Raw genomic sequence first — 21,422 nt, 5'->3', positions numbered from 1 at the left:
AACCCGACAGACAAGGAAGCAACCATGAGCACGAACACTGCCCCGGCCAGCGACAGCTGGTATGCGAGCGTCGAAAAAACCAGCAAGACCGACGACGAACGCATCAAGGACATCAACGTGCTGCCCCCTCCCGAACATCTGATCCGCTTTTTCCCGATTCGCGGGACGCCCGTTGAAACCCTGATCGAAGGCACCCGCCGCAACATCCACAACATCATGGCCGGCAAGGACGACCGGCTGCTGGTGATCATGGGCCCTTGCTCGATCCACGACCCGGCCGCTGCGCTCGAATACGCCCGCCGCCTCAAGATCGAACGCGAGAAATACGCCGGCACGCTGGAAATCGTGATGCGCGTGTACTTCGAGAAGCCGCGCACGACGGTCGGCTGGAAGGGGCTTATCAACGACCCGTACCTCGACGAGAGCTTCCGCATCGACGAAGGTCTGCGCATTGCGCGCCAACTGCTGATCGACATCAACCGGCTCGGCCTGCCGGCGGGCAGCGAGTTCCTCGACGTGATCTCGCCGCAATACATCGGCGACCTGATCTCCTGGGGCGCCATTGGCGCGCGCACCACCGAAAGCCAGGTCCATCGCGAACTGGCCTCGGGCCTGTCGGCGCCCATCGGCTTCAAGAACGGCACCGACGGCAACATCCGCATCGCCACCGATGCCATCCAGGCGGCGGCCCGCGGCCATCACTTTCTCTCGGTGCACAAGAACGGCCAGGTCGCGATCGTGCAGACCAACGGCAACCGCGATTGCCACGTGATCCTGCGCGGTGGCAAGGCGCCGAACTACGACGCCGCCAGCGTCGAAGCTGCCTGCAAGGACCTCGAAGCCGCCAAGCTGCCGCCCACGCTGATGGTCGATTGCAGCCATGCCAACAGCTCCAAGCAGCACCAGAAGCAGATTGACGTGGCGAAGGACATCGCCGCGCAGATCGCCGGCGGCTCGAACCGCGTGTTCGGCGTCATGGTCGAAAGCCACCTGCAGCCGGGTGCCCAGAAGTTCACGCCGGGCAAGGACCAGCTGTCGGACCTCGAATATGGCAAGAGCATTACCGACGCCTGCCTGGGGTGGGACGATTCGGTGCAGGTGCTCGACACGCTCTCGAAGGCGGTCAAGCAGCGCCGGGGCTGAGGCCCGGGCTAGAGCATTCCGGCCAGATCGGGCCAGTGGTGCCGCATCGACGCAGCTTCGTCGCTGTCGGGCGGCACCATCGAAAAGTCGGCGAAGTCGAAGCCCGGCCCGACCATGCAGGCGACCAGCGTGTAGTCGCCTGAGCTGTGGCCCTGGATCGGCCGGGCCGCCTGCCACTGGCCGGCGGGCACCACGTGCTGGGGACGCGTGCCGTGTGCATCGACCGGGCCCAGCCGCACATGGGCTGGTGCCGTGCGCATTGCGGCGTCGCCGGTCCACAGCGTGAGCGGCACGCCTTCCAGATGCACCCAGACTTCATCGGACAGCACTCGGTGCCAGCGCGAATGCTGGTTCGCTTCGAGCAGGAAATAGATGCTGGTCAGCGCGCTGCGCGGCGCGCGGCCGTCGGCGGGCGTGACGCTCGACGCTGAGCGGAACACCTCGCCGTACCAGCCGCCCTCGGGGTGGGGCTGCAGCTTCAGGGTCTCGATCAGTTCGCGGGCGCGTGTGAGCGGCATGGCGGTCATGATGCCGCCGCCGAGCGCAGCGCCGCAAGCAGTTTGTCGTGCACGCCGCCGAAGCCGCCGTTGCTCATGCAGACGATGTGATCGCCCGGCTGGGCCGCTGCGACGATCTGCTTCACCAGCGGCTCGATGGCCCCAGCCACCTGCGCGCGGTCGCCCATCGGCGCGAGCGCCGCGGCGGCATCCCAGTCGAGCCCGGCCGTGTGGCAGAACGACAGGTCGGCCGATTCCAGGCTCCAGGGCAGCTGTGCCGCCATGACGCCCAGCTTCATCGTGTTGCTGCGCGGCTCGAAGGCCGCGAGGATGCGCTCACTTTTCTTGCCAGCGGCATCCAGCTTCTTGCGCAGGCCGTCGAGAGTGGTGCGGATAGCTGTCGGGTGGTGGGCGAAGTCGTCGTAGACCGTGATTGCGCCGCCGCCTTGCTCGACTGTGCCGCGCAGCTCCATGCGCCGGCGCACGTTGCGGAAGCTGCCCAGCGCACGGGCTGCCTCGGCCGGCGCTACGCCCACATGTTCGGCCGCGGCGATGGCGGCCAGCGCGTTCATCTGGTTGTGCAGGCCCGAGAGTTCCCATTCGACTCGGCCCACCACTTCGCCCCGCTGCAGCACGTCGAAGGCGTCGTGCGCGCCGCGCGCCTGCCATTCACCACCTGTGCCGAAGCGCGCGAGCTCGCTCCAGCAGCCCTGGCCCAGCACGCGCTGCAGGCTTTCTTCAGTGGCATTCACTACCAGCCGGCCAGTGCCCGGCACGGTGCGAACGAGGTGATGAAACTGGCGCTCGATGGCTGCAAGATCATCGAAGATGTCCGCGTGATCGAACTCGAGGTTGTTCAGCACGGCGGTGCGCGGCCGGTAGTGCACGAACTTGCTGCGCTTGTCGAAGAAGGCCGTGTCGTACTCGTCGGCCTCGATCACGAAGGCCGGGCCGTCGCCCAGCCGGGCCGAGACACCGAAGTCCAGCGGCACGCCGCCCACCAGGAAGCCGGGCGCCTTGCCGCCCTTTTCCAGCACCCAGGCCAGCATCGAGGTGGTCGTCGTCTTGCCGTGCGTGCCGGCCACGGCCAGCACATGGCGGCCCAGCAGCACATGCTCGGCCAGCCATTGCGGGCCGCTGGTGTAGGGCTTGCCGGCGTCGAGGATGGCTTCCATCAGAGGGAACTTGGGGCTCCCGTCGGGCAGTCGCGCGCGGGACACCACGTTGCCGACCACGAACATGTCGGGAGCCAGGGAGAGCTGGTCAGCGCCGAAGCCTTCGATCAGGTCGATGCCGAGGGCGCGCAGCTGGTCGCTCATCGGGGGGTACACGCCGGCGTCGCAGCCCGTGACCCGGTGGCCTGCCTCGCGCGCCAGGGCGGCCACGCCACCCATGAACGTGCCGCAGATACCCAGAATATGAATGTGCATCGGTCGATTCTAGGGAAGCGATGTGCCGCCCCCTTGCCCGGGCCACGTGTTTGTCCTGCGCTTCGTACTGATGTTGGTGTGTGGGGCGCGTACTGCGGGCAAAATGCCCCGATGGACACGTCCAAGCGTGAAATTGCCGCCGCTGCAGCCCGCCTCGTCGTCGAGGAGGGACTGGAATATGGTCCGGCCAAGCGCCGGGCCCTGCGTGACCTGGGTCTTTCGGCGCGCACCGCGCTGCCGAACAACGACGAGGTCGAGGCCGAGGTGCGCGAGTACATCGAGCTTTTCTGTGCCGACACCCAGCCGCAGGAATTGCATGCATTGCGACTGCTTGCGCTCGAATGGATGGAGCGCATGGCCGTCTTCCGACCCCATGTAGGCGGCGCCGTGTGGCATGGAACGGCCACCCGGTTGTCAGACATTTATATTCAGTTGTTTTGCGATGATTCCAAATCGGCCGAAATCGCCCTGATCGATCACCACGTGGACTACGAGCCGCGCATGGTGACCGGCTTTCATGGCGAGCAGGTCGAGGCGCTGAGCGTGCACGCCCCGAGCCGCGCGCTCGGCGAGGAAATCGGCGTGCACCTGCTGGTCTACGACCTCGACGACCTGCGCGGGGCCTTGAAGCCCGACGCCCAGGGGCGCGTGCCACGTGGCGATCTGCCCGCATTGCGCCGACTGATTGAACGAGAAAAGGACAAGTGAATGACTTCTTCGCCCACCCGACGCGGCATGCTCTATGCCGGCGTGGCGGCAGCGGCTGCGGCCGCCGGGCTCGGCGGCGCATGGTGGAAGGAGCGCAGCAGCAGTGGCGCAGCGGGCGGGGAGATGCTCGACGCGGCCTTCTGGGCCCAGAGCTTCGAGCGCCCAGAGGGCGGTGACCTCGTCCTGTCGAGCCTGCGCGGCAAGCCGCTGCTGCTCAACTTCTGGGCGACGTGGTGCCCGCCCTGTGTTGAAGAAATGCCGATGATCGACGCTTTCTTCCGTGCAAATGGTGTCAACGGCTGGCAAGTGGTCGGATTGGCCATCGATCAGCCGAGCGCTGTGCGCAAGTTCCTGCAACGCACGCCCGTCACCTACCCAACCGGCCTGGCCGGCCTTCAGGGCACGGAGCTGGTGAAGAATCTGGGCAATACGGGTGGCGGTTTGCCCTTCACGCTGGTCCTGAATGCGAACGGCTCCGTGGCCGCCCGTAAAATGGGCAAGCTTGAGACCACCGACCTGGACACTTGGCGACGCGAACTGGTTCATGGTTAGAATCAGTTCCTTACGCTGGCGTTAGACGCCGAACGCCGAAAATCACCGATTTTCGAACAAGTTATGTCCTGAAGACCGGCTCAGCCGGCACTGGAGTCCCATGGATCTGCGCAAACTGAAGACACTGATCGATCTGGTGTCCGAATCGAATATTTCCGAGCTGGAAATCACCGAAACCGAAGGCAAGGTTCGCATCGTGAAGGGCGGCGGTGCCGCTCCGGTGCAGTATGTGCAAACCCTGGCGGCGCCTCAGGCGGCTGCCGCACCGGCCGCAGCCGGTGCTCCCGCGGCACCCGTGGCCAGCGCACCGGCGGCCGAAGCCGCGCCGGCCGGCCATGCCGTGAAGTCGCCAATGGTCGGCACCTTCTACCGTTCGTCCAGCCCGGGCGCTGCTGCGTTCGTCGAGGTTGGCAGCAAAGTCAACGAAGGCGACACCATCTGCATCATCGAAGCGATGAAGATCCTCAACGAAATCGAGGCCGACAAGTCCGGCACGATCACCCAGATCCTCGGCGAAAACGGCCAGGCGGTCGAATACGGACAGCCGCTGTTCATCATCGAGTGACCATGTTCAAGAAGATCCTGGTTGCAAACCGGGGGGAGATTGCCCTCCGGATTCAGCGTGCCTGCAGCGAGCTCGGCATCAAGGCCGTGATGGTGTATTCCGAAGCCGACCGCGACGCGAAGTACATCAAGCTGGCCGAAGAAGCCGTATGCATCGGCCCGGCCCCCTCGGCGCAGAGCTATCTCAACATGCCGGCGATCATTTCGGCGGCCGAAGTGACCGATGCCGAAGCGATTCACCCCGGCTACGGCTTCCTGAGCGAGAACGCGAACTTTGCCGAACGCGTGGAGCAGAGCGGTTTCCAGTTCATCGGCCCGACGCCCGACAACATCCGCACGATGGGCGACAAGGTGTCGGCCAAGCAGGCCATGATCAAGGCCGGCGTGCCTTGCGTGCCCGGCTCCGAGGGTGAGCTCTCGGACGACGCCGCCACCAACAAGCGCATTGCGCGTGCCATCGGCTACCCGGTCATCATCAAGGCGGCGGGCGGCGGCGGTGGTCGCGGCATGCGCGTGGTGCACACCGAGGCGGCTCTGGTCAACGCGATCCAGATGACCAAGGCGGAAGCCGGCGCGGCCTTCAACAATCCGGCCGTGTACATGGAGAAGTTTCTCCAGAACCCGCGCCACATCGAAATCCAGATCCTCGCGGACAAGCACAAGAACGCGGTCTACCTGGGCGAGCGCGACTGCTCCATGCAGCGCCGCCACCAGAAGGTGATCGAGGAATCGCCCGCGCCGGGCATTCCGCGCAAGCTGATCGAGAAGATCGGCGAGCGCTGTGCGGCCGCCTGCAAGAAGATCAACTACCGCGGTGCCGGCACCTTCGAGTTTCTCTACGAGAACGGCGAGTTCTATTTCATTGAAATGAACACGCGCGTGCAGGTGGAGCACCCGGTGACCGAGTTCACCACCGGCATCGACATCGTCAAGACGCAGATCATGGTGGCCGCCGGCGAAAAGCTGCCGTTCACGCAGCGCCAGATCCAGATGCACGGCCACGCCATCGAGTGCCGCATCAATGCCGAAGACGCGTGGAAGTTCACGCCGTCGCCGGGCCGCATCACGATGTGGCACCCGCCGGGTGGTCCGGGCGTTCGCGTCGACTCGCACGCGTACACCAACTACTTCGTGCCACCGAACTACGACTCCATGATCGGCAAGATCATCGTCTACGGCGACACGCGCGAGCAGGCCATGGCCCGCATGCGCACGGCGCTCAACGAAACCGTGATCGAAGGCATCCAGACCAACATCCCGCTGCACCGCGAGTTGATGGTTGATTCCAAGTTCATGACCGGCGGCACCAACATCCACTACTTGGAAGAGTGGCTGGCGGCGCACAAGCGCTGACCGGGGAACGCCGCGATGTTCGAACTCCGCCTGATGGCGCCGGAAGACCGGGTCGAAACGCTCGGCGAAGCGCTCGATGCACTCGATGCATTGAGCGTGTCGGTGGAAGACGCCGACGCGCAGACCGACGCAGAGCAGGCGCTGTTCGGCGAGCCGGGCATGCCGCCGCCGAAGGAAGGCTGGCAGCGTTCGCGCGTGATCGCGCTGTTCCCCGACGAGGCGCTCGCCAAAGAGGCCGCGTCGGTGCTCGCGCTGCAGGATTTCTTCGAAGGCTGCGAGGTGCTCGGCATTGCGCCGGTGCCCGAGCAGGACTGGGTGCGCCTGACGCAATCGCAGTTTGCGCCCGTCGAGATCACGCCCGAGTTCTGGATCGTGCCGACGTGGCATGAGCCACCCGAGCAGGCAAAGCAGGTGATCCGGCTCGATCCAGGTCTGGCCTTCGGCACTGGCACGCATCCCACCACGCGCATGTGCCTGCGGTGGATCGCGACGCGGGGCGACGGTGTGCTGGCTAACCAGCGCGTGCTCGACTACGGCTGCGGCTCCGGCATTCTTGCGATCGGTGCGGCGAAGTTCGGCGCCACCGACATCGACGCCGTCGACATCGACGAAGCCGCGGTTTCGTCGACCCGGCTCAATGCCGAGGCCAACGGCGTCCGGCTGAACGCGGGCCTGCCCGAAGCGGCGAAGGGCCTCTACGACACTGTGCTCGCCAACATCCTGGCCACGCCGCTCAAGGTGCTCGCGCCGTTGCTGCGCAGCCATGTGAAGGCGGGCGGATCGCTGGTGATGGCCGGCATCCTCGAGCGCCAGGCCGATGAATTGAAAGAGGCCTACGCGCCGTACGCGAAGCTCGAAGTCAGCGACACCGAGGACGGCTGGATCCTCATGACCGCGCGCTGCTGAGCCGCCTTGCGCCCCTCCCGTGGCGAGGGCTCGACCCTACAATCGCCCGGTCATGAGTCTCGTCACGCGCTGCCCCGCCTGCACCACCACCTTCAAGGTGGTGCGCGACCAGCTTCGCATCTCTGATGGCTGGGTGCGTTGCGGCCGGTGCAGCCATGTGTTCGACGCCACGCTCGATCTGCACGAGGCACCCGATGGTGCGGCGGCGAATGCGGCGGCGCCGGTGCAGGGTGCTGGCTATATGCCAGGGCTGGTCGAGGCAGCCTCGGAGCCCAAGGGCGCGCCCGAGTTGGAGTCTTCTTCGCCGGCCGAGGATGCGGACTTCTTCGACGATGAGCCCGAGCAGCAGCCTCGGCATGCGCTGCCCCCGGAGGCGCCTGCACCGACACCGGCGTCGCCACCACCGCCTCCAGCAGCGCTTGAGTTCTCGCTGTCATTGCCCGAACACGGCATCGTCGCCGACGAGCCATGGTCCGACCTCGACGTCAGCGAACCCGCGTGGAAGCCTCCACCGAGCACGCTGCCGCCGTTCCCGAACATCGACCTGAACCTCGCGTCGCCGCCGCCCGCGCCACCACCCCCGGCGCCGCCGCTGCCCGTCGCCCCGCGCATCAAGGCAACGCGTGGGCTGATGATCGAGCGCGCGAGCGACGACGGCGCAGAAGGGGAGCGCGAGCAGGAAGAAAAAGACCACGACCAGGTGCAGATGCAGAAGGCGCTGCGCCGTGCCCGCATCAAGTCGGCCAAGATCGCGAGCGCCAAGGCGCGTGAGGAGCGCGCGGCCGCGAAGGCTTCGCCTGTGGTGGTGCAGGCCGAAAGCGAGTCCGACCTTGCGCTCTCCCCGGATTTCGAACTGCCAATAGGGCATCCCTTCGCGGACGACGACGAGCCCTCCGAGAAGGCGACCGGCTTCTGGCAGCGCAAGGGCGTGCGCATCGTGCTGGTCCTGCTGGCGGTGATTGCTGTGCTGCTGCTCATCCTGCAGGTCATCCGCCACGAGCGCGACGGCATTGCCGCGCGCCAGCCCAATCTGCGGCCCGCCTTGGCGGCACTGTGCCAGTACACAGGCTGCGAACTCGCGGCCCTGCGCCAGATCGGCGACATCGTGATCGAAGGCGCGGCCTTCGCGCGCGAGAAGAGCGGCGGCAACGACTACCGTCTGAGCTTCACCCTGCGCAATGGCGCCACCGTGCCGCTCGCAATGCCCGCCGTCGAACTCTCGCTGCTCGACACGCAGGAGCGCGCCGTGGTGCGCCGCGTGCTGTTGCCGGCGGACTACGGTGCACCGACGGTGCTGCAGGCCCGAGCCGACCGCGCGGCCTCGCTGCCACTGACCTTGTCCGCTTCGGAAGCCGCAGCGCTACCGCCGATCGCAGGCTACCGCGTCGAAGCTTTCTATCCCTGAGCGGGGCGCCTGCCTGCACGCGTCCTTTTCCATCCACCATTCAACCAACGGCTCAACCATGGCAGCAGTGATTTGCGGGTCCCTCGCGTTCGACACCATCATGACTTTCGAGGGCCGGTTCGCCGACCAGATTCTTCCGGACCAGCTGCACATCCTCAATGTGTCGTTCCTGGTGCCGACGCTACGGCGTGACTTCGGCGGCTGTGCCGGCAACATCGCCTACAGCCTCAACGCACTGGGCGGCACTGCGCTACCGATGGCCACGCTCGGCAACGACGGCGCTTCGTACCTCGAGCGCATGCGCTCGCTTGGTATCGACACCGAGTTCGTGCGCCAGCTCGACGACACCTTCACCGCGCAGGCGATGATCATGAGCGACGTCGACAACAACCAGATCACCGCCTTCCACCCCGGCGCGATGCAGCAGGCGCACATCACGAAGGTGGCCGCGCGCGACGACATCAAGCTCGGCATCATCGCGCCCGATGGCCGTGACGCGATGCTGCAGCACGCCGAGCAATTCGCCGCCGCAGGCATTCCGTTCGTGTTCGATCCGGGCCAGGGTTTGCCGATGTTCGACGGCGAGGCGCTGCGCCATTTCGTTGATCTCGCGAGCTGGGTGGTGGTGAACGACTACGAAGGCAAGATGCTGTCGCAGCGCACCGGCTGGAGCCTGGCGGAGATCTCGAAGCGCGTGCGCGGCCTGGTGGTCACGCTGGCGTCCGAGGGCTGCGAGATCTGGACTGACGGCGAGCGCGAGCACGTGCCAGGCGTGGTGGCCACCGAAGTGGTCGAGCCCACGGGCTGCGGCGACGCGTGGCGTGGTGCGCTGCTGTTCGGCCTGGAAAAGGGCTGGCCGCTGGCGCAGTGCGCAGCGCTGGGCAACAAGGTCGGCGCGATCAAGATCGCGCAGCGTGGCCCGCAGAACTACGAGATCGACCGCAAGGCCCTGGGCCTCTGATTCGGTCCTCGATCTTCTTCCTGAAGAAGCGCCAATAAAAAAGCCCGACACCGCGAGGTGCCGGGCTTTGCGCCTTCAAGGCCGCTGAGAAGCTCAGGGCTTGCTGGCCGTGGGGAACGGCCAAGCTGCCTGGGGATTCAGCGTCGTTTGCGCCGCAGGGGCAGGCGCTACGGCTGCAGCCTTGGCGGGCGCAGCAGCCTTGGGAGCCTTCTTCGCAGCAGGCTTTTTGGCAGCAGGCTTTTTCGCGGCTTTCTTGGCCGCAGCCTTTTTCGCAGGCGCCTTCTTGGCAGCAGCCTTCTTCGCAGGCGCCTTCTTGGCGGCGGCCTTCTTTGCAGGCGCCTTCTTGGCAGCAGCCTTCTTCGCAGGCGCCTTCTTGGCTACGGCCTTCTTCGCCGGAGCCTTCTTCGCAGCGGCCTTCTTGGCCGGAGCTGCCTTCTTGGCGGCTACCTTCTTCGCCGGAGCCTTCTTCGCAGCGACCTTCTTGGCCGGAGCCTTCTTGGCGGCTACCTTCTTTGCCGGAGCCTTCTTAGCGGCCACAGCCTTCTTTGCCGGAGCCTTCTTTGCAGCGGCTTTCTTAGCCGGCGCTTTCTTTGCAGTTGCCATTTCTATTTCTCCTTGATCAAGTTGAAAAAATCAACCTATTGAAGCACTCCACGCACGTTGGGTAGCGTGAAGCGATTCATGGCGTTGAGATCTGAGCCCCAGCACCATGAACACCTGAGCCCTAGTCCATGCCGCGCTCTTTGGCGCGATCGGTGGCAAGGGCAATTCTTGAATTCATTAATTCTTGTCGAAAGATTCAATCCCAGGAGAGCGCACCACCCGACTGGTACTCGATCACGCGGGTTTCGAAAAAGTTGCGCTCTTTCTTCAGGTCAATCATTTCGCTCATCCAGGGGAACGGATTTTCTTCGTTCGGGAAGAGCGTTTCGAGGCCAATCTGCTGTGCACGCCGGTTGGCGATGTAGCGCAGGTAGCCCTTGAACATGGAGGCGTTCATGCCGAGCACGCCACGTGGCATGGTGTCTTCGGCGTATTTGTATTCGAGCTCGACGGCGCGCATGAAGAGCGCCTTGATCTCGGCCTTGAACTCGGAGGTCCAGAGGCCGGGGTTCTCGAGCTTGAGCTGGTTGATCAGGTCGATGCCGAAGTTGCAGTGCATCGACTCGTCGCGCAGGATGTACTGGTACTGCTCGGCGGCGCCGGTCATCTTGTTCTGGCGGCCCAGCGCAAGAATCTGCGTGAAGCCGACGTAGAAGAACAGGCCTTCCATCAGGCAGGCGAACACGATGAGCGACTTGAGCAGCGTCTGGTCGGTTTCGTGAGTGCCGGTCTTGAAGTGCGGGTCGCTGATGGCGTCGATGAACGGGAGCAGGAACTGGTCCTTCTCACGGATCGATTGCACTTCGTTGTAGGCGTTGAAGATCTCGCTCTCGTCCAGGCCGAGCGACTCGACGATGTACTGGTACGCGTGCGTGTGGATCGCTTCTTCAAAAGCCTGGCGCAGCAGGAACTGGCGGCATTCGGGGGCCGTGATGTGGCGATAGGTGCCCAGCACGATGTTGTTGGCAGCCAGCGAGTCGGCGGTCACGAAGAAGCCGAGGTTGCGCTTGACGATGCGGCGTTCGTCTTCGGTCAGGCCGTTCGGGTCTTTCCAGAGCGCGATGTCGCGCGTCATGTTCACTTCCTGCGGCATCCAGTGGTTGGCGCAGGTGGCGAGGTATTTTTCCCACGCCCACTTGTACTTGAACGGCACCAGCTGGTTGACGTCGGTCTGGCCGTTGATGATGCGCTTGTCGGAAGCCTTGACGCGTTGGGTGACAGCGGGCGTTGCTGCTGCGGCGGCAACCGGACGCACGACTGCGCCGTCATCGAGCGCGCGGAGCGCGGGTTGCGCAATCGACGAAGTCGGAGCGTCCACCGAACGGCCTGCGGGCAAGCCGCTGGTCGATGCGTTGTGGTGCTGCAATCCTTGTTGCATATCCTTTGGTAAGGAGGGCTTGACTTCTTCGTCCCAGGTCAACATAGAAAAATCCAATGCTCAAATTATCGGAGTAACGATGTGAGTTGCAAAGTGCTCGTTCACATCGCACGCCATTTATGTGGTTGTTATGTTGCTCGCATGCATCGCGCGATGTCAGTCAATGCCTTCATTGAGTGAACGTCGCGCGATTTTTTGCATGCACCTCACTGACTCACTGTCGCGAGCATCGACGCGTTATTGGCACGCTTCACAGGTCGGATCGTCCACACCGCAGAACGCGATGTCGGTGGCGGGCATTGCGCTCATCTGTGCCTTCGCTGCAGCAGCGGCGGCTTCGAGTGCGCTCATGCCCGAAGGTGCGTCGTTGCCCGACGACACCGCGTTGAGACGGCCCGATTGCACCGTCGACTTCTCGGCGTGCGTCGCGCTCTGCGTACGCAGGTAGTACGTGGTCTTCAGGCCGCGCAGCCATGCCAGCTTGTAGGTGTCGTCGAGCTTCTTGCCCGATGCGCCGGCCATGTAGATGTTCAGCGACTGCGCCTGGTCGATCCACTTCTGGCGACGCGCAGCGGCTTCGACCAGCCACGTGGTTTCGACTTCGAACGCGGTGGCGTAGAGCGCCTTCACATCCTGCGGCACGCGGTCGATAGGACGCAGCGAACCGTCGAAGTGCTTCAGGTCCATCACCATCACGTCGTCCCACAGGCCCAGGCGCTTCAGGTCGCGCACCAGGTAGTGGTTGATCACGGTGAATTCGCCCGACAGGTTCGACTTGACCGACAGGTTGCCGAAGCAGGGTTCGATCGAAGCGTCCACGCCGATGATGTTCGAGATGGTCGCGGTCGGTGCGATGGCCACGCAGTTCGAATTGCGCATGCCGTCGGCCTTGATCTTCGAGCGCAGCGCGTCCCAGTCGAGGGTGGCCGAGCGGTCGACCTCGACGTAGCCGCCGCGTGCCTTTTCCAGCAGGTCGAGCGAGTCGATCGGCAGGATGCCCTTGTCCCACAGCGAGCCCTTGTAGCTCGAGTACTTGCCGCGTTCGCGCGCCAGGTCGGTCGAGGCCCAGTAGGCGTGGTAGCAGATGGCTTCCATCGACTCGTCGGCGAACTGCACGGCCTCTTGTGAGGCGTACGGAATGCGCAGTTCGTACAGCGCGTCCTGGAAGCCCATCAGGCCCAGGCCGACCGGACGGTGGCGCAGGTTCGAGTCGCGCGCCTTCTTCACGGCGTAGTAGTTGATGTCGATCACGTTGTCGAGCATGCGCATCGCCGTGGAGATCGTCTTCTTCAGCTTTTCCTGGTCGACCTTGCCGTCCTTCAGGTGCTGCAGCAGGTTCACGGAACCCAGGTTGCAGACGGCGGTTTCGGTGTCGCTGGTGTTCAGCGTGATCTCGGTGCAGAGGTTCGACGAGTGCACCACGCCGGCGTGCTGCTGCGGCGAGCGCACGTTGCAGGCGTCCTTGAACGTGATCCAGGGGTGGCCGGTCTCGAACAGCATCGTGAGCATCTTGCGCCACAGGTCGGTCGCCTGGATGGTGCGCGCGGGCTTGATGTCGCCGCGGGCAGCCTTCTCTTCGTAGGCCACGTAGGCCTTCTCGAAGTCGGCGCCGAACAGGTCGTGCAGGTCGGGCACGTTGGAGGGCGAGAAAAGCGTCCAGGTGCCCTTTTCCATCACGCGGCGCATGAACAGGTCGGGGATCCAGTTGGCGGTGTTCATGTCGTGCGTGCGGCGGCGGTCGTCGCCGGTGTTCTTGCGCAGTTCCAGGAACTCCTCGATGTCGAGGTGCCAGGTTTCGAGGTACGTGCAGACAGCGCCCTTGCGCTTGCCGCCCTGGTTCACGGCCACGGCCGTGTCGTTCACCACCTTCAGGAACGGCACCACGCCCTGCGATTCGCCGTTCGTGCCCTTGATGTGGCTGCCGAGCGCGCGCACGCGGGTCCAGTCGTTGCCCAGGCCGCCGGCGAACTTCGACAGCAGCGCGTTTTCCTTGATCGACTCGTAGATGCCGTCGAGGTCGTCGGGCACGGTGGTCAGGTAGCAGCTCGACAGCTGCGAGCGCAGCGTGCCGGCGTTGAACAGCGTGGGCGTGCTCGACATGAAGTCGAACGACGACAGCACTTCGTAGAACTCGATGGCACGGGCTTCGCGGTCGATTTCATTCAGCGACAGGCCCATGGCCACGCGCATGAAGAAGGCCTGCGGCAGCTCGATGCGGGTCTTGCGCACGTGCAGGAAGTAGCGGTCATACAGGGTCTGCAGGCCGAGGTAGTCGAACTGGTTGTCGCGCTCGGCCTTCAGCGCCGCGCCCAGGCGGGGCAGGTCGTACTGCAGCAGCTTCTCGTCGAGCAGGTCGTTGTCCACGCCCTTCTTGATGAACTGCGGGAAGTAGTCGGCGTAGGCGGTGGCACGCTCGGCCGGCATCACTTCGCGGCCGATGATCTCCTTGAAGATCGTGTGCAGCAGCAGGCGCGCGGTGGCGAAGGTGTAGTCGGGGTCTTTCTCGATCAGCGTGCGGGCCGCCAGGATCGAGGCCTTGTAGACCTCGTCGAGCGGCACGCCGTCGTACAGGTTGCGCATCGTCTCGGCGACGATCGGTGCGGACGTGATGCTGTCGCCCAGGTTTTCGCAGGCCGACTCGATCAGGCCCTTGAGTTCGTTCAGGTCAAGGGTGACGAGCTCGCCGTTGTCCAGCACGTGCAGCGCGGGCGTGGCCGGCACGTCTTGCTCGCCCTGCTTCGAGCGCTCCTGCGTGCGGCGTTCGCGGTACAGCACGTAGGCGCGGGCAATTTCGTGGTGGCCGCCGCGCATCAGGCCGAGCTCGACCTGGTCTTGCACGTCTTCGATGTGGAAGGTGCCGCCGCCCGGACGCGAACGCACCAGCGCGCGGATCACGCCCTGCGTGAGCACGTCGACCGTTTCGCGCACGCTGGCCGAAGCCGCGCCCTGGGTGCCGTGCACGGCCAGGAAGGCTTTCATCATCGCGATGGCGATCTTGTTCGGCTCGAAGGGCACGACAGCGCCATTGCGGCGGATGATCTGGTAGTGGGCCAGGTTCTGGCCGGTGGGGGAGCCAGCAGTGTCTCGCTGCTGTTGCGGTGGCGTCGAGGGAACGGCACGCGGGGTCGATTGGGGGTTCAGGGCAGTTTGCATTCGCTTCCTCTCGGTTGGCAATTCTTGTTGGATGGCGGCGCCTGGGCCGGGCGCTGCGCCGGTGTAGATGACCGGACAGGGGACACTATATCTAGGGTGCGGGGGGTGTACAACCCACTAGATGTAGCGTTTTCCTATGGATACAAGGATTGCCGGTATTACTTCCGCCATAGGACACGGTCAGCGATGCCGCTTGAATACTGGCCTATGGTCTCTCAACCCGCATGGGGCTTGGCTTGCAAGCCGATTTGGGCCTGCAGGCCGCATGGTTGCTGAATCGCGCGACTGCTATTTTCGCATTGCTGCGCCGCAAGAGCGACGCATCGCGAGGCGCCGCACGATTGAAAAAATTAGCGCTGCTCCACCTGTGGCGGAAACATCTGTGGATTCCAGCCGAGTTGTTCGCGCAGCAGGCGCCAGTCGAATCCCGCGCCCGGATCCTGTTTGCGGCCCGGCGCGATGTGCTCGTGGCCGGCGATGTGCGCGATCGCGTAGTGCTGCGCGATGGCGGCGCACAGGCTCGCGAGCGTCTCGTATTGCGGCTCTTCGAAGGGCTGGCCTTCGAGGCCTTCGAGTTCGATGCCGACGGAGTCGTCGTTGCAGTTGCCGCGGCCGCGCCACGACGACACGCCGGCATGCCAGGCGCGGTCGTCGCAGCTCACGAACTGCCAGAGTTCGCCGTTGCGGCGCACGTAGAAATGCGAGGACACCTCGAGGCCGCGGATCGACTGGAAGTAGGGGTGCGCGTCCCAGTCGAGCTGATTGGTGAACAGCTGCTGCACCGCGTCGCCGCCGTATTCACCGGGCGGCAGGCTGATCGAGTGCAGCACGATGAGGTCGGTCTGCGCGCCCGCGGGGCGGGGCCCGAAGTTCGGCGAGTGCAGCGCCTTCGCGAAGCGGTACCAGCCGGCTTGCCAGAGTCCGCCGTCGTTGGCTTCAGTCGTCGACATGGCTGCTCGCGCCGTCATCGCCGTTGGGCGTGGTGATGCCCAGTCGCGCGATACGGTAGCGGATCTGGCGCAGGCTCATGCCGAGCCGCGCGGCGGCCGCGGTGCGGTTGAAGCCGCTCTCGTGCAGCGCGCGCACGAGGATCTCGCGCTCCTGCTGATCGAGATAGGCCTGCAGGTCGGAGGGCAGCGGCGGCGGTGCGGCCTTGGGCGGCGCGACCGGCGCGCTCGGAAGTGGAGCCAGCGCGACAGGCGCGTCGGTGACGGGCGACAGCGGCGCTGGCGCGGACGCCGCGGCTTCGGCCGCAGCAGTGAAACCGCCCATCAGGTCGAGATGAAGTTCGTCGCCGTCGTTCAGTGCCACCGCGCGGTGCAGCAGGTTTTCGAGCTCGCGCACGTTGCCGTTCAACGGATGCTGCGCGAGGCGGCGCAGCAGTTCGTCCGACAGATGCGGCACGGGCAGCCCGCCGTCTTGTGCGATGCGCGAGAGCAGCGCGGTGCACAGCGCGGGCAGGTCCTCACGACGGTCGCGCAGCGCGGGCACGGCGATCTCGATCACGTTGAGGCGGTAGAAAAGATCCTGGCGGAAGCGGCCAGCCTGCACTTCGGCGTGCAAGTCTTTATGGGTGGCGCTGACGATGCGCACGTCGACAGTTTCTTCCTGCGTCGAGCCGATCGAGCGCACGCTGCGCTCCTGGATCGCGCGCAGCAGCTTCGACTGCATCGCCAGCGGCAGATCGCCGATTTCGTCGAGAAACAGCGTGCCGCCGCGCGCGGCCTGGAAGTAGCCGTCGCGGTCTTGCGAGGAGCCGGTGTATGAGCCCTTGCGCGCGCCGAAGAATTCGGCCTCGAGCAGGTTCTCGGGAATCGCGCCGCAGTTCACCGCGACGAATGGGCCTTCGTTGCGCTGGCTGCAGGCATGCACGGCGCGCGCAACCAGTTCCTTGCCGGTGCCCGATTCGCCGCGCACCAGCACCGGCGCCATGCCGCGCGCCACCTTGGCGATGCGCGACTTGACGAGGCGCATGGGTTCCGATTCGCCCACGAGACGGTCGAGCGCGGCGATGCCGGTGCCGGAGGTGACCACCGTTGCGTCGGCGTTGTTGTTGCTTGCGGGTGCCGCCTGAACAGGCTTGACCACCGGCTGCGGCACTAGCCGCGCCTGCACGGCGGAAGCCACGACGGCGCGGAACTGCTTCAGGTCGACCGGCTTCGTGAGGTAGTCGAAGGCGCCGGCTTTCAGTGCTTCCACCGCGTTCTCGGCCGAGCCGTAGGCCGTCATCACCACGCAGCGCTCGCTGCGCTGGGCCTTCTGGATGCGGTGGATGATCTCCATGCCCTGTCCGTCGGGCAGCCGCATGTCGGTGATCACGGCGTCGAAGCGGCCGGCCTCCAGGTGCTGCCAGGCTTCCGACACGCTGCCCGCGGCCTCGACGCGATAGCCCTCGCGCAGCAGCGTCAATTCATAGAGCGTGCGCAGGTCGGGTTCATCGTCGATGACCAGGATCTGCGCCGGTCGTTGGGCGGAAGGGGGGGGAGTGCTCACGGCGCTATTGTGTCAGCCGGTTTTCGCTGGGGGCAAAGCTGACGAAGAATTCGTTGCCCTCGGGCCCGCCCGGCACCAGCGCGCGCCGCTCGTAGCCGATGGTGGCGCCATGCCGCCGGCACAGCTCGCGGCACAGGAAGAGGCCGAGCCCGCTGGAGCGGCTTTCGGAAGAGAAGAAAGGCTCGAACAGGTGCCGCTGCACCGCCGGCTCCAGCGGCGCGCCGTCGCTCCACACCATCAGGCTGGGGCGGTTGGTGCCGCTGCGCTGCAGCGCGGTCAGCACCTGGATCGAGTCTTCGCGCTTGCCGGCGTAGCGCGAGGCGTTGTCCAGCAGGTTGACGATCAGGCGGCGCAGGTGCTCGGCGTCGAAGCGCACTTCACTGCTGGGTGCATCGAGCGACACCAGCACGCCCTTGCGCTGGGTCTGGCGCACCCATTCCTCGGCCAGCACCTGCACCGCGGGGTCGAGCACGACCTGCTCGCCGAGCGACAACACGCGTTGCTGGCGGGCGCGCGAGACGTCGAGCACGTCGTCCACGATGCGCGCGAGCCGCTGCGCGTTGTGCTGCACCATGCTTGTGAGCTTGCGGTGCGCCGGGTCGGTCAGGTCTTCGTTGAGCAGCGCGCTGGCCTGGGTGATGGCGGCCAGCGGGTTGCGGATTTCATGCGCCACGGCCGCCGACATGCGGCCCATTGCGGCCAGCTTCTCGGTGCGGATGCGGGCTTCGAGCTCGCGCAGGTCCTGCAGGAACATCACGCACAGGCTGTCGATGCGCTTCTCGCTGGTGGGCGTGAGCCGCGTGCGCACGCGCACCTCGCGCGCCGCGCCGCGCACCTGCGCCACCGGGATTTCTTCCGTCTGCGGCGCCCGCCGCGCGAAGGTCTGGCGCGCCAGCGCGGCCAGCGCATGCCAGGCGGGTTGGGCATGCAGCGGGAACGGCAGCGTCAGCTTTGCCAGGCCCTGGCCGAGGATGGCGTCGGCTGCCGGGTTGGCCGCATGCACCAGGCCTTCGGCGTCGATCACCAGCACGCCTTCGCTCAGCGTCTCGATCACCAGGTCGTTGACCTGCGCCTGCATCTGCGCGCTGCTGCGGCTGCGCTGCGCCACGGCTTCCTCGCGCGCCAGCCGGCGGGCCATTTCGTGCGCGAGCAGCGCCACCACGAAGAGACCCGTGCCGGTGAGCGCCGCCTGCACGAAGCGCGGCGAAGAATCGCCCGGCTGCTGCAGCCAGTGCCAGCCCGCGTCAGCCAGCAGCAGTAGCGTGACGGTGGCGGTGGTGCCCAGGCTCACGATCATGGTGCCCAGCACTGCGCTCATGAGCACCGGCAGCGCGAACAGCGGCGTGTAGTTGACGTTGCCACCCTGCAGCACCTGCAAGGCGGTGAAGGCGGCCAGATCGATGCCGATGGTCAGCAGCCAGAGCGCGGCAAAACCGCGGATCGGCGGCTGCACGTGTGTGTAGCGCATGCCCAGCCAGGTCGCTGCAAGGTAGAGGCCCGAGATGGTGATGGCCACCGGCTGCATCGTCTGCCCGATGACAAAGGCCACGCCCTGCAGCAGCATCAGCACCAGCGCGATGAAGCAGCGCGCGGCCATGAAGCCACGCCAGAGCCGGATCAGCGCCGAGCTTTCGCCCGTGCCTTGGTCGAGCACGTCCCAGTCGGTGACCGGCTCGCCGCGCGACCAGAGGGGGGCGCTCATTGGGGCGTTGCGGCTTCGCGGTGCGCGGTGCTGCAATAGACCGAGCCGCCGGGGCCGGCGATGGCGTCGGTCGCCGGCAGGTGCAAGCCGCAATGGGCGCAGCGCACCATGGCCTGCGGCGGGCCGGCTGGTGCGGGGGGGCGCTGCTGCGCCTTGGCCGCGCGCTCGCGCATGGCGTCGCGCATTTCTTCGCGGCGATTCTTGCGCCAGAGCCAGATCGCGACCCAGAGCACCGCGAGGACGAGGAGGTATTTCATTTCAGACGGGAGGACGCGCAAGCACCACTTCGAGCACGAAGCGTGAACCCACGTAGGCCAGCAGCAACAGGGCCGAGCCGGCGTACAGCACGCGGCGCGCAGTGCGGCCGCGCCAGCCGAAACGGGCCCGGCCGATCAAAAGGATCGCGAAGGTGATCCAGGCAAGCACCGAGAAGATGGTCTTGTGGTCCCACTTCCAGACACGGCCGGCGGCACCGTACAGCTGCTCGCTGAACAGCAGGCCGGCCAGCAGCGTGGCCGACAGCAGCACGAAACCAGCGGTGACGAAACGGAAAGTGAGCCGTTCGAGCGTGAGCAGCGGCACGCCGCCTTGCGGCTCGGCGGTGGCCAGGCGGATCTGCTTTTCGGCACGGGTGATCAGCCAGGCGTGCACGACGGCGGCGCCGAACAGGCCGTACGACGCAATGCCCAGCGCCAGATGCAGCGGCAGCCACGGCGAGGCCGTGACGTGCAGCGGCGTACCGGGAAACAGAATGGCCAGCAGCACCGCGGCCGCGCCCAGCCAGGCGAGCGCACGCCGCACCTTCAATTGGGGATACATGCGGCTTTCGACCGCGTAGACGGTGAGTACCAGCCACGCGGTGACCGACAGGGCGGGTGCGAAACCGAAGCGCGGCTCGCTGCCGATGAGGCCGTGGGCCAGCACGGCGGCATGCAGAATCCACGCAATTCCGAGGGCCCACTGGGTCGATTGCCGGCTCAGTTTGGCACCGGCACCGGCAACGAAACCGTAGGCAACCGCGGTGGCGATGCCCAGCGCCACGCCGAGCGGGGAGGGGATCGCTAAAATCATCGGCCGGAGTGTACCGGCTCGCCCTTGCGTTCCCCGCGCCCGACTTCAAGTTCTCTCCTCGTCTCCAAGACTTTCCATCCGGCCCGCCGCAGCGGGCAGCAAGGCATTCCGCTCATGGCCACCGCCCTCACAGAAAAGTTCTCCCGCCTCGTCAAGACGATGAGCGGCCAGGCCCGCATCACCGAAAGCAATGTGCAGGACATGCTGCGCGAAGTGCGCATGGCGCTGCTGGAGGCCGACGTGGCGCTGCCCGTGGTGCGCGACTTCGTCGCCCGCGTGAAAGAGAAGTCGCTCGGCCAGGAAGTGCTGGGCTCGCTCAAGCCGGGCCAGGCGCTGGTCGGCATCGTCAACCGCGAACTCGCCGCGACCATGGGCGAGGGCGTGTCTGACATCAACCTCGCAGCCCAGCCGCCAGCGGTGATCCTGATGGCCGGCCTGCAGGGCGCGGGCAAGACCACCACCACCGCCAAGCTCGCCAAGCACCTGATCGAGAAGCGCAAGAAGAAGGTGCTCACGGTGTCGGGCGACGTGTATCGCCCCGCCGCCATCGAGCAGCTCAAGACCGTAACCAAGCAGGCCGGCGCCGAGTGGTTCCCGAGCACGCCCGACCAGAAGCCGCTGGACATCGCGCGCGCCGCGCTCGACCACGCCAAGCGCCACTACTTCGACGTGCTGCTGGTCGACACCGCCGGCCGCCTCGCCATCGACGAAGTGCTGATGACCGAAATCAAGCAGCTGCATGCGGCGCTCGACCCGGTCGAAACCCTGTTCGTGGTCGATGCCATGCAGGGCCAGGACGCGATCAACACCGCCAAGGCCTTCAAGGAAGCGCTGCCGCTCACCGGCATCATCCTGACCAAGACCGATGGCGATTCGCGCGGCGGCGCGGCGCTGTCGGTGCGCCAGGTCACTGGCGTGCCGATCAAGTTCGCGGGCACCAGCGAGAAGATCGACGGCCTGGAAGTGTTCGACGCCGAGCGCCATGCCGGCCGCATTCTGGGCATGGGCGACATCGTCGCGCTGGTCGAGCAGGTCACGGCAGGCGTTGACGTGGCGGCGGCGCAGAAGCTCGCCGCCAAGGTCAAGAGCGGCGCGGGCTTCGACCTCAACGACTTCCTCGGCCAGCTGCAGCAGATGAAGCAGATGGGCGGCCTCTCGAGCTTGATGGACAAGCTGCCGCAGCAGATGGCCGCCAAGGCCACCGAGGCCGACATGACCCGTGCCGAGCGCGACATCCGCCGCAAGGAAGGGATCATCCAGAGCATGACGCCGCTGGAGCGCCGCAAGCCCGAGCTGCTGAAGGCCACGCGCAAGCGCCGCATCGCGGCCGGCGCCGGCGTGCAGGTCCAGGAAGTGAACCGCCTGCTCAACGAGTTCGAGCAGATGCAGGGGATGATGAAGAAGATGAAGGGTGCCGGCCTCATGAAGATGATGAAGAAGATGGGCGGCATGAAGGGCATGGGCGGAATGGGTGGGCCCGGCGGCCCGAAGCTGCCGTTCTAG

The 21,422-nt window shown here is 65.8% G+C and carries 19 protein-coding genes; 9 read left to right on the top strand and 10 right to left on the bottom strand.

The window, feature by feature from the left end; all coding sequences use genetic code 11:
* Positions 1-24: 24 nt before the first annotated feature.
* Positions 25-1,143: a 3-deoxy-7-phosphoheptulonate synthase gene (locus tag NWF24_RS26895; RefSeq protein ID WP_258351210.1), complete on the top strand. Its 1,119-nt coding sequence runs from the start codon at positions 25-27 to the stop codon at positions 1,141-1,143.
* 8 nt (positions 1,144-1,151) lie between these two features.
* On the opposite strand, the gene NWF24_RS26890 is transcribed toward NWF24_RS26895, so the two are convergent.
* Both NWF24_RS26890 and mpl read right to left on the bottom strand, forming a co-directional pair.
* Positions 1,152-1,670, bottom strand: coding sequence for a cupin domain-containing protein (locus tag NWF24_RS26890; protein WP_258351209.1), 519 nt, complete (start codon positions 1,668-1,670; stop codon positions 1,152-1,154).
* The gene (gene mpl, locus NWF24_RS26885) at positions 1,667-3,070 is read right to left on the bottom strand and encodes a UDP-N-acetylmuramate:L-alanyl-gamma-D-glutamyl-meso-diaminopimelate ligase (protein ID WP_258351208.1); all 1,404 of its coding nucleotides are present in this window, start codon (positions 3,068-3,070) and stop codon (positions 1,667-1,669) included. The genes NWF24_RS26890 and mpl overlap by 4 nt, the downstream gene beginning before the upstream one ends.
* A gap of 111 nt (positions 3,071-3,181) precedes the next feature.
* Between mpl and NWF24_RS26880 the strand changes: the two genes are divergently transcribed.
* From NWF24_RS26880 to NWF24_RS26850, 7 genes are all read left to right on the top strand, one after another.
* Entirely contained in the window at positions 3,182-3,778 is a 597-nt protein-coding gene (locus NWF24_RS26880) for a hypothetical protein (protein ID WP_258351207.1), read from the top strand.
* A complete protein-coding gene (locus NWF24_RS26875; protein WP_258351206.1) occupies positions 3,779-4,330 on the top strand; it encodes a TlpA family protein disulfide reductase in 552 nt (183 codons plus the stop codon).
* Between the two features lie 100 nt (positions 4,331-4,430).
* The gene (gene accB, locus NWF24_RS26870; protein WP_258351205.1) at positions 4,431-4,895 is read left to right on the top strand and encodes an acetyl-CoA carboxylase biotin carboxyl carrier protein; all 465 of its coding nucleotides are present in this window, start codon (positions 4,431-4,433) and stop codon (positions 4,893-4,895) included.
* A 2-nt stretch (positions 4,896-4,897) separates the two neighbouring features.
* Entirely contained in the window at positions 4,898-6,247 is a 1,350-nt protein-coding gene (gene accC, locus NWF24_RS26865) for an acetyl-CoA carboxylase biotin carboxylase subunit (protein ID WP_081270245.1), read from the top strand.
* A gap of 15 nt (positions 6,248-6,262) precedes the next feature.
* On the top strand, positions 6,263-7,153 hold the full coding sequence (gene prmA / locus NWF24_RS26860; RefSeq protein WP_258351204.1) for a 50S ribosomal protein L11 methyltransferase: 891 nt from the start codon (positions 6,263-6,265) through the stop codon (positions 7,151-7,153).
* 52 nt (positions 7,154-7,205) lie between these two features.
* Positions 7,206-8,558, top strand: a complete 1,353-nt coding sequence (locus NWF24_RS26855; RefSeq protein WP_258351203.1) for a zinc-ribbon and DUF3426 domain-containing protein — start codon at positions 7,206-7,208, stop codon at positions 8,556-8,558.
* 58 nt (positions 8,559-8,616) lie between these two features.
* On the top strand, positions 8,617-9,519 hold the full coding sequence (locus NWF24_RS26850; protein ID WP_258351202.1) for a carbohydrate kinase family protein: 903 nt from the start codon (positions 8,617-8,619) through the stop codon (positions 9,517-9,519).
* Between the two features lie 93 nt (positions 9,520-9,612).
* Here NWF24_RS26850 and NWF24_RS26845 read toward each other — a convergent pair whose 3' ends face one another.
* From NWF24_RS26845 to NWF24_RS26810, 8 genes are all read right to left on the bottom strand, one after another.
* Entirely contained in the window at positions 9,613-10,122 is a 510-nt protein-coding gene (locus NWF24_RS26845) for a histone H1-like DNA-binding protein (RefSeq protein ID WP_019656794.1), read from the bottom strand.
* A gap of 196 nt (positions 10,123-10,318) precedes the next feature.
* Positions 10,319-11,545, bottom strand: a complete 1,227-nt coding sequence (locus NWF24_RS26840; protein ID WP_258351201.1) for a ribonucleotide-diphosphate reductase subunit beta — start codon at positions 11,543-11,545, stop codon at positions 10,319-10,321.
* 192 nt (positions 11,546-11,737) lie between these two features.
* On the bottom strand, positions 11,738-14,653 hold the full coding sequence (locus tag NWF24_RS26835) for a ribonucleoside-diphosphate reductase subunit alpha (RefSeq protein ID WP_093078634.1): 2,916 nt from the start codon (positions 14,651-14,653) through the stop codon (positions 11,738-11,740).
* 350 nt (positions 14,654-15,003) lie between these two features.
* Positions 15,004-15,603 (bottom strand): 1,6-anhydro-N-acetylmuramyl-L-alanine amidase AmpD, encoded by a 600-nt coding sequence (gene ampD / locus NWF24_RS26830; protein ID WP_258351200.1) that lies wholly within the window; start codon positions 15,601-15,603, stop codon positions 15,004-15,006.
* Positions 15,590-17,146, bottom strand: a complete 1,557-nt coding sequence (locus tag NWF24_RS26825) for a sigma-54-dependent transcriptional regulator (RefSeq protein ID WP_258351199.1) — start codon at positions 17,144-17,146, stop codon at positions 15,590-15,592. Before NWF24_RS26825 ends, ampD begins: the two co-directional genes overlap by 14 nt.
* Before the next feature lie 4 nt (positions 17,147-17,150).
* On the bottom strand, positions 17,151-18,848 hold the full coding sequence (locus NWF24_RS26820; RefSeq protein WP_258351198.1) for a two-component system sensor histidine kinase NtrB: 1,698 nt from the start codon (positions 18,846-18,848) through the stop codon (positions 17,151-17,153).
* Positions 18,845-19,105, bottom strand: a complete 261-nt coding sequence (locus tag NWF24_RS26815) for a PP0621 family protein (protein ID WP_258351197.1) — start codon at positions 19,103-19,105, stop codon at positions 18,845-18,847. Before NWF24_RS26815 ends, NWF24_RS26820 begins: the two co-directional genes overlap by 4 nt.
* Position 19,106: 1 nt before the next feature.
* Positions 19,107-19,919, bottom strand: a complete 813-nt coding sequence (locus tag NWF24_RS26810) for a cytochrome C assembly family protein (RefSeq protein WP_093056195.1) — start codon at positions 19,917-19,919, stop codon at positions 19,107-19,109.
* A 114-nt stretch (positions 19,920-20,033) separates the two neighbouring features.
* Between NWF24_RS26810 and ffh the strand changes: the two genes are divergently transcribed.
* On the top strand, positions 20,034-21,422 hold the full coding sequence (ffh, locus tag NWF24_RS26805) for a signal recognition particle protein (RefSeq protein ID WP_258351196.1): 1,389 nt from the start codon (positions 20,034-20,036) through the stop codon (positions 21,420-21,422).

The organism is Variovorax paradoxus, assembly GCF_024734665.1.
Taxonomy (GTDB): Bacteria; Pseudomonadota; Gammaproteobacteria; order Burkholderiales; family Burkholderiaceae_C; genus Variovorax.
Note: the sequence above shows the minus strand (reverse complement) of the source record. Positions and strands in the feature narration are given on the sequence as shown.

Bases quoted from the DNA above. Each gene is read 5' to 3' on its own strand.
- NWF24_RS26895 (WP_258351210.1), top strand. From the start codon at position 25: ATGAGCACGAACACTGCCCCGGCCAGCGACAGCTGGTATGCGAGCGTC.
- NWF24_RS26890 (WP_258351209.1), bottom strand. From the start codon at position 1,670: ATGACCGCCATGCCGCTCACACGCGCCCGCGAACTGATCGAGACCCTG.
- mpl (WP_258351208.1), bottom strand. From the start codon at position 3,070: ATGCACATTCATATTCTGGGTATCTGCGGCACGTTCATGGGTGGCGTG.
- NWF24_RS26880 (WP_258351207.1), top strand. From the start codon at position 3,182: ATGGACACGTCCAAGCGTGAAATTGCCGCCGCTGCAGCCCGCCTCGTC.
- NWF24_RS26875 (WP_258351206.1), top strand. From the start codon at position 3,779: ATGACTTCTTCGCCCACCCGACGCGGCATGCTCTATGCCGGCGTGGCG.
- accB (WP_258351205.1), top strand. From the start codon at position 4,431: ATGGATCTGCGCAAACTGAAGACACTGATCGATCTGGTGTCCGAATCG.
- accC (WP_081270245.1), top strand. From the start codon at position 4,898: ATGTTCAAGAAGATCCTGGTTGCAAACCGGGGGGAGATTGCCCTCCGG.
- prmA (WP_258351204.1), top strand. From the start codon at position 6,263: ATGTTCGAACTCCGCCTGATGGCGCCGGAAGACCGGGTCGAAACGCTC.
- NWF24_RS26855 (WP_258351203.1), top strand. From the start codon at position 7,206: ATGAGTCTCGTCACGCGCTGCCCCGCCTGCACCACCACCTTCAAGGTG.
- NWF24_RS26850 (WP_258351202.1), top strand. From the start codon at position 8,617: ATGGCAGCAGTGATTTGCGGGTCCCTCGCGTTCGACACCATCATGACT.
- NWF24_RS26845 (WP_019656794.1), bottom strand. From the start codon at position 10,122: ATGGCAACTGCAAAGAAAGCGCCGGCTAAGAAAGCCGCTGCAAAGAAG.
- NWF24_RS26840 (WP_258351201.1), bottom strand. From the start codon at position 11,545: ATGTTGACCTGGGACGAAGAAGTCAAGCCCTCCTTACCAAAGGATATG.
- NWF24_RS26835 (WP_093078634.1), bottom strand. From the start codon at position 14,653: ATGCAAACTGCCCTGAACCCCCAATCGACCCCGCGTGCCGTTCCCTCG.
- ampD (WP_258351200.1), bottom strand. From the start codon at position 15,603: ATGTCGACGACTGAAGCCAACGACGGCGGACTCTGGCAAGCCGGCTGG.
- NWF24_RS26820 (WP_258351198.1), bottom strand. From the start codon at position 18,848: ATGAGCGCCCCCCTCTGGTCGCGCGGCGAGCCGGTCACCGACTGGGAC.
- NWF24_RS26815 (WP_258351197.1), bottom strand. From the start codon at position 19,105: ATGAAATACCTCCTCGTCCTCGCGGTGCTCTGGGTCGCGATCTGGCTC.
- NWF24_RS26810 (WP_093056195.1), bottom strand. From the start codon at position 19,919: ATGATTTTAGCGATCCCCTCCCCGCTCGGCGTGGCGCTGGGCATCGCC.
- ffh (WP_258351196.1), top strand. From the start codon at position 20,034: ATGGCCACCGCCCTCACAGAAAAGTTCTCCCGCCTCGTCAAGACGATG.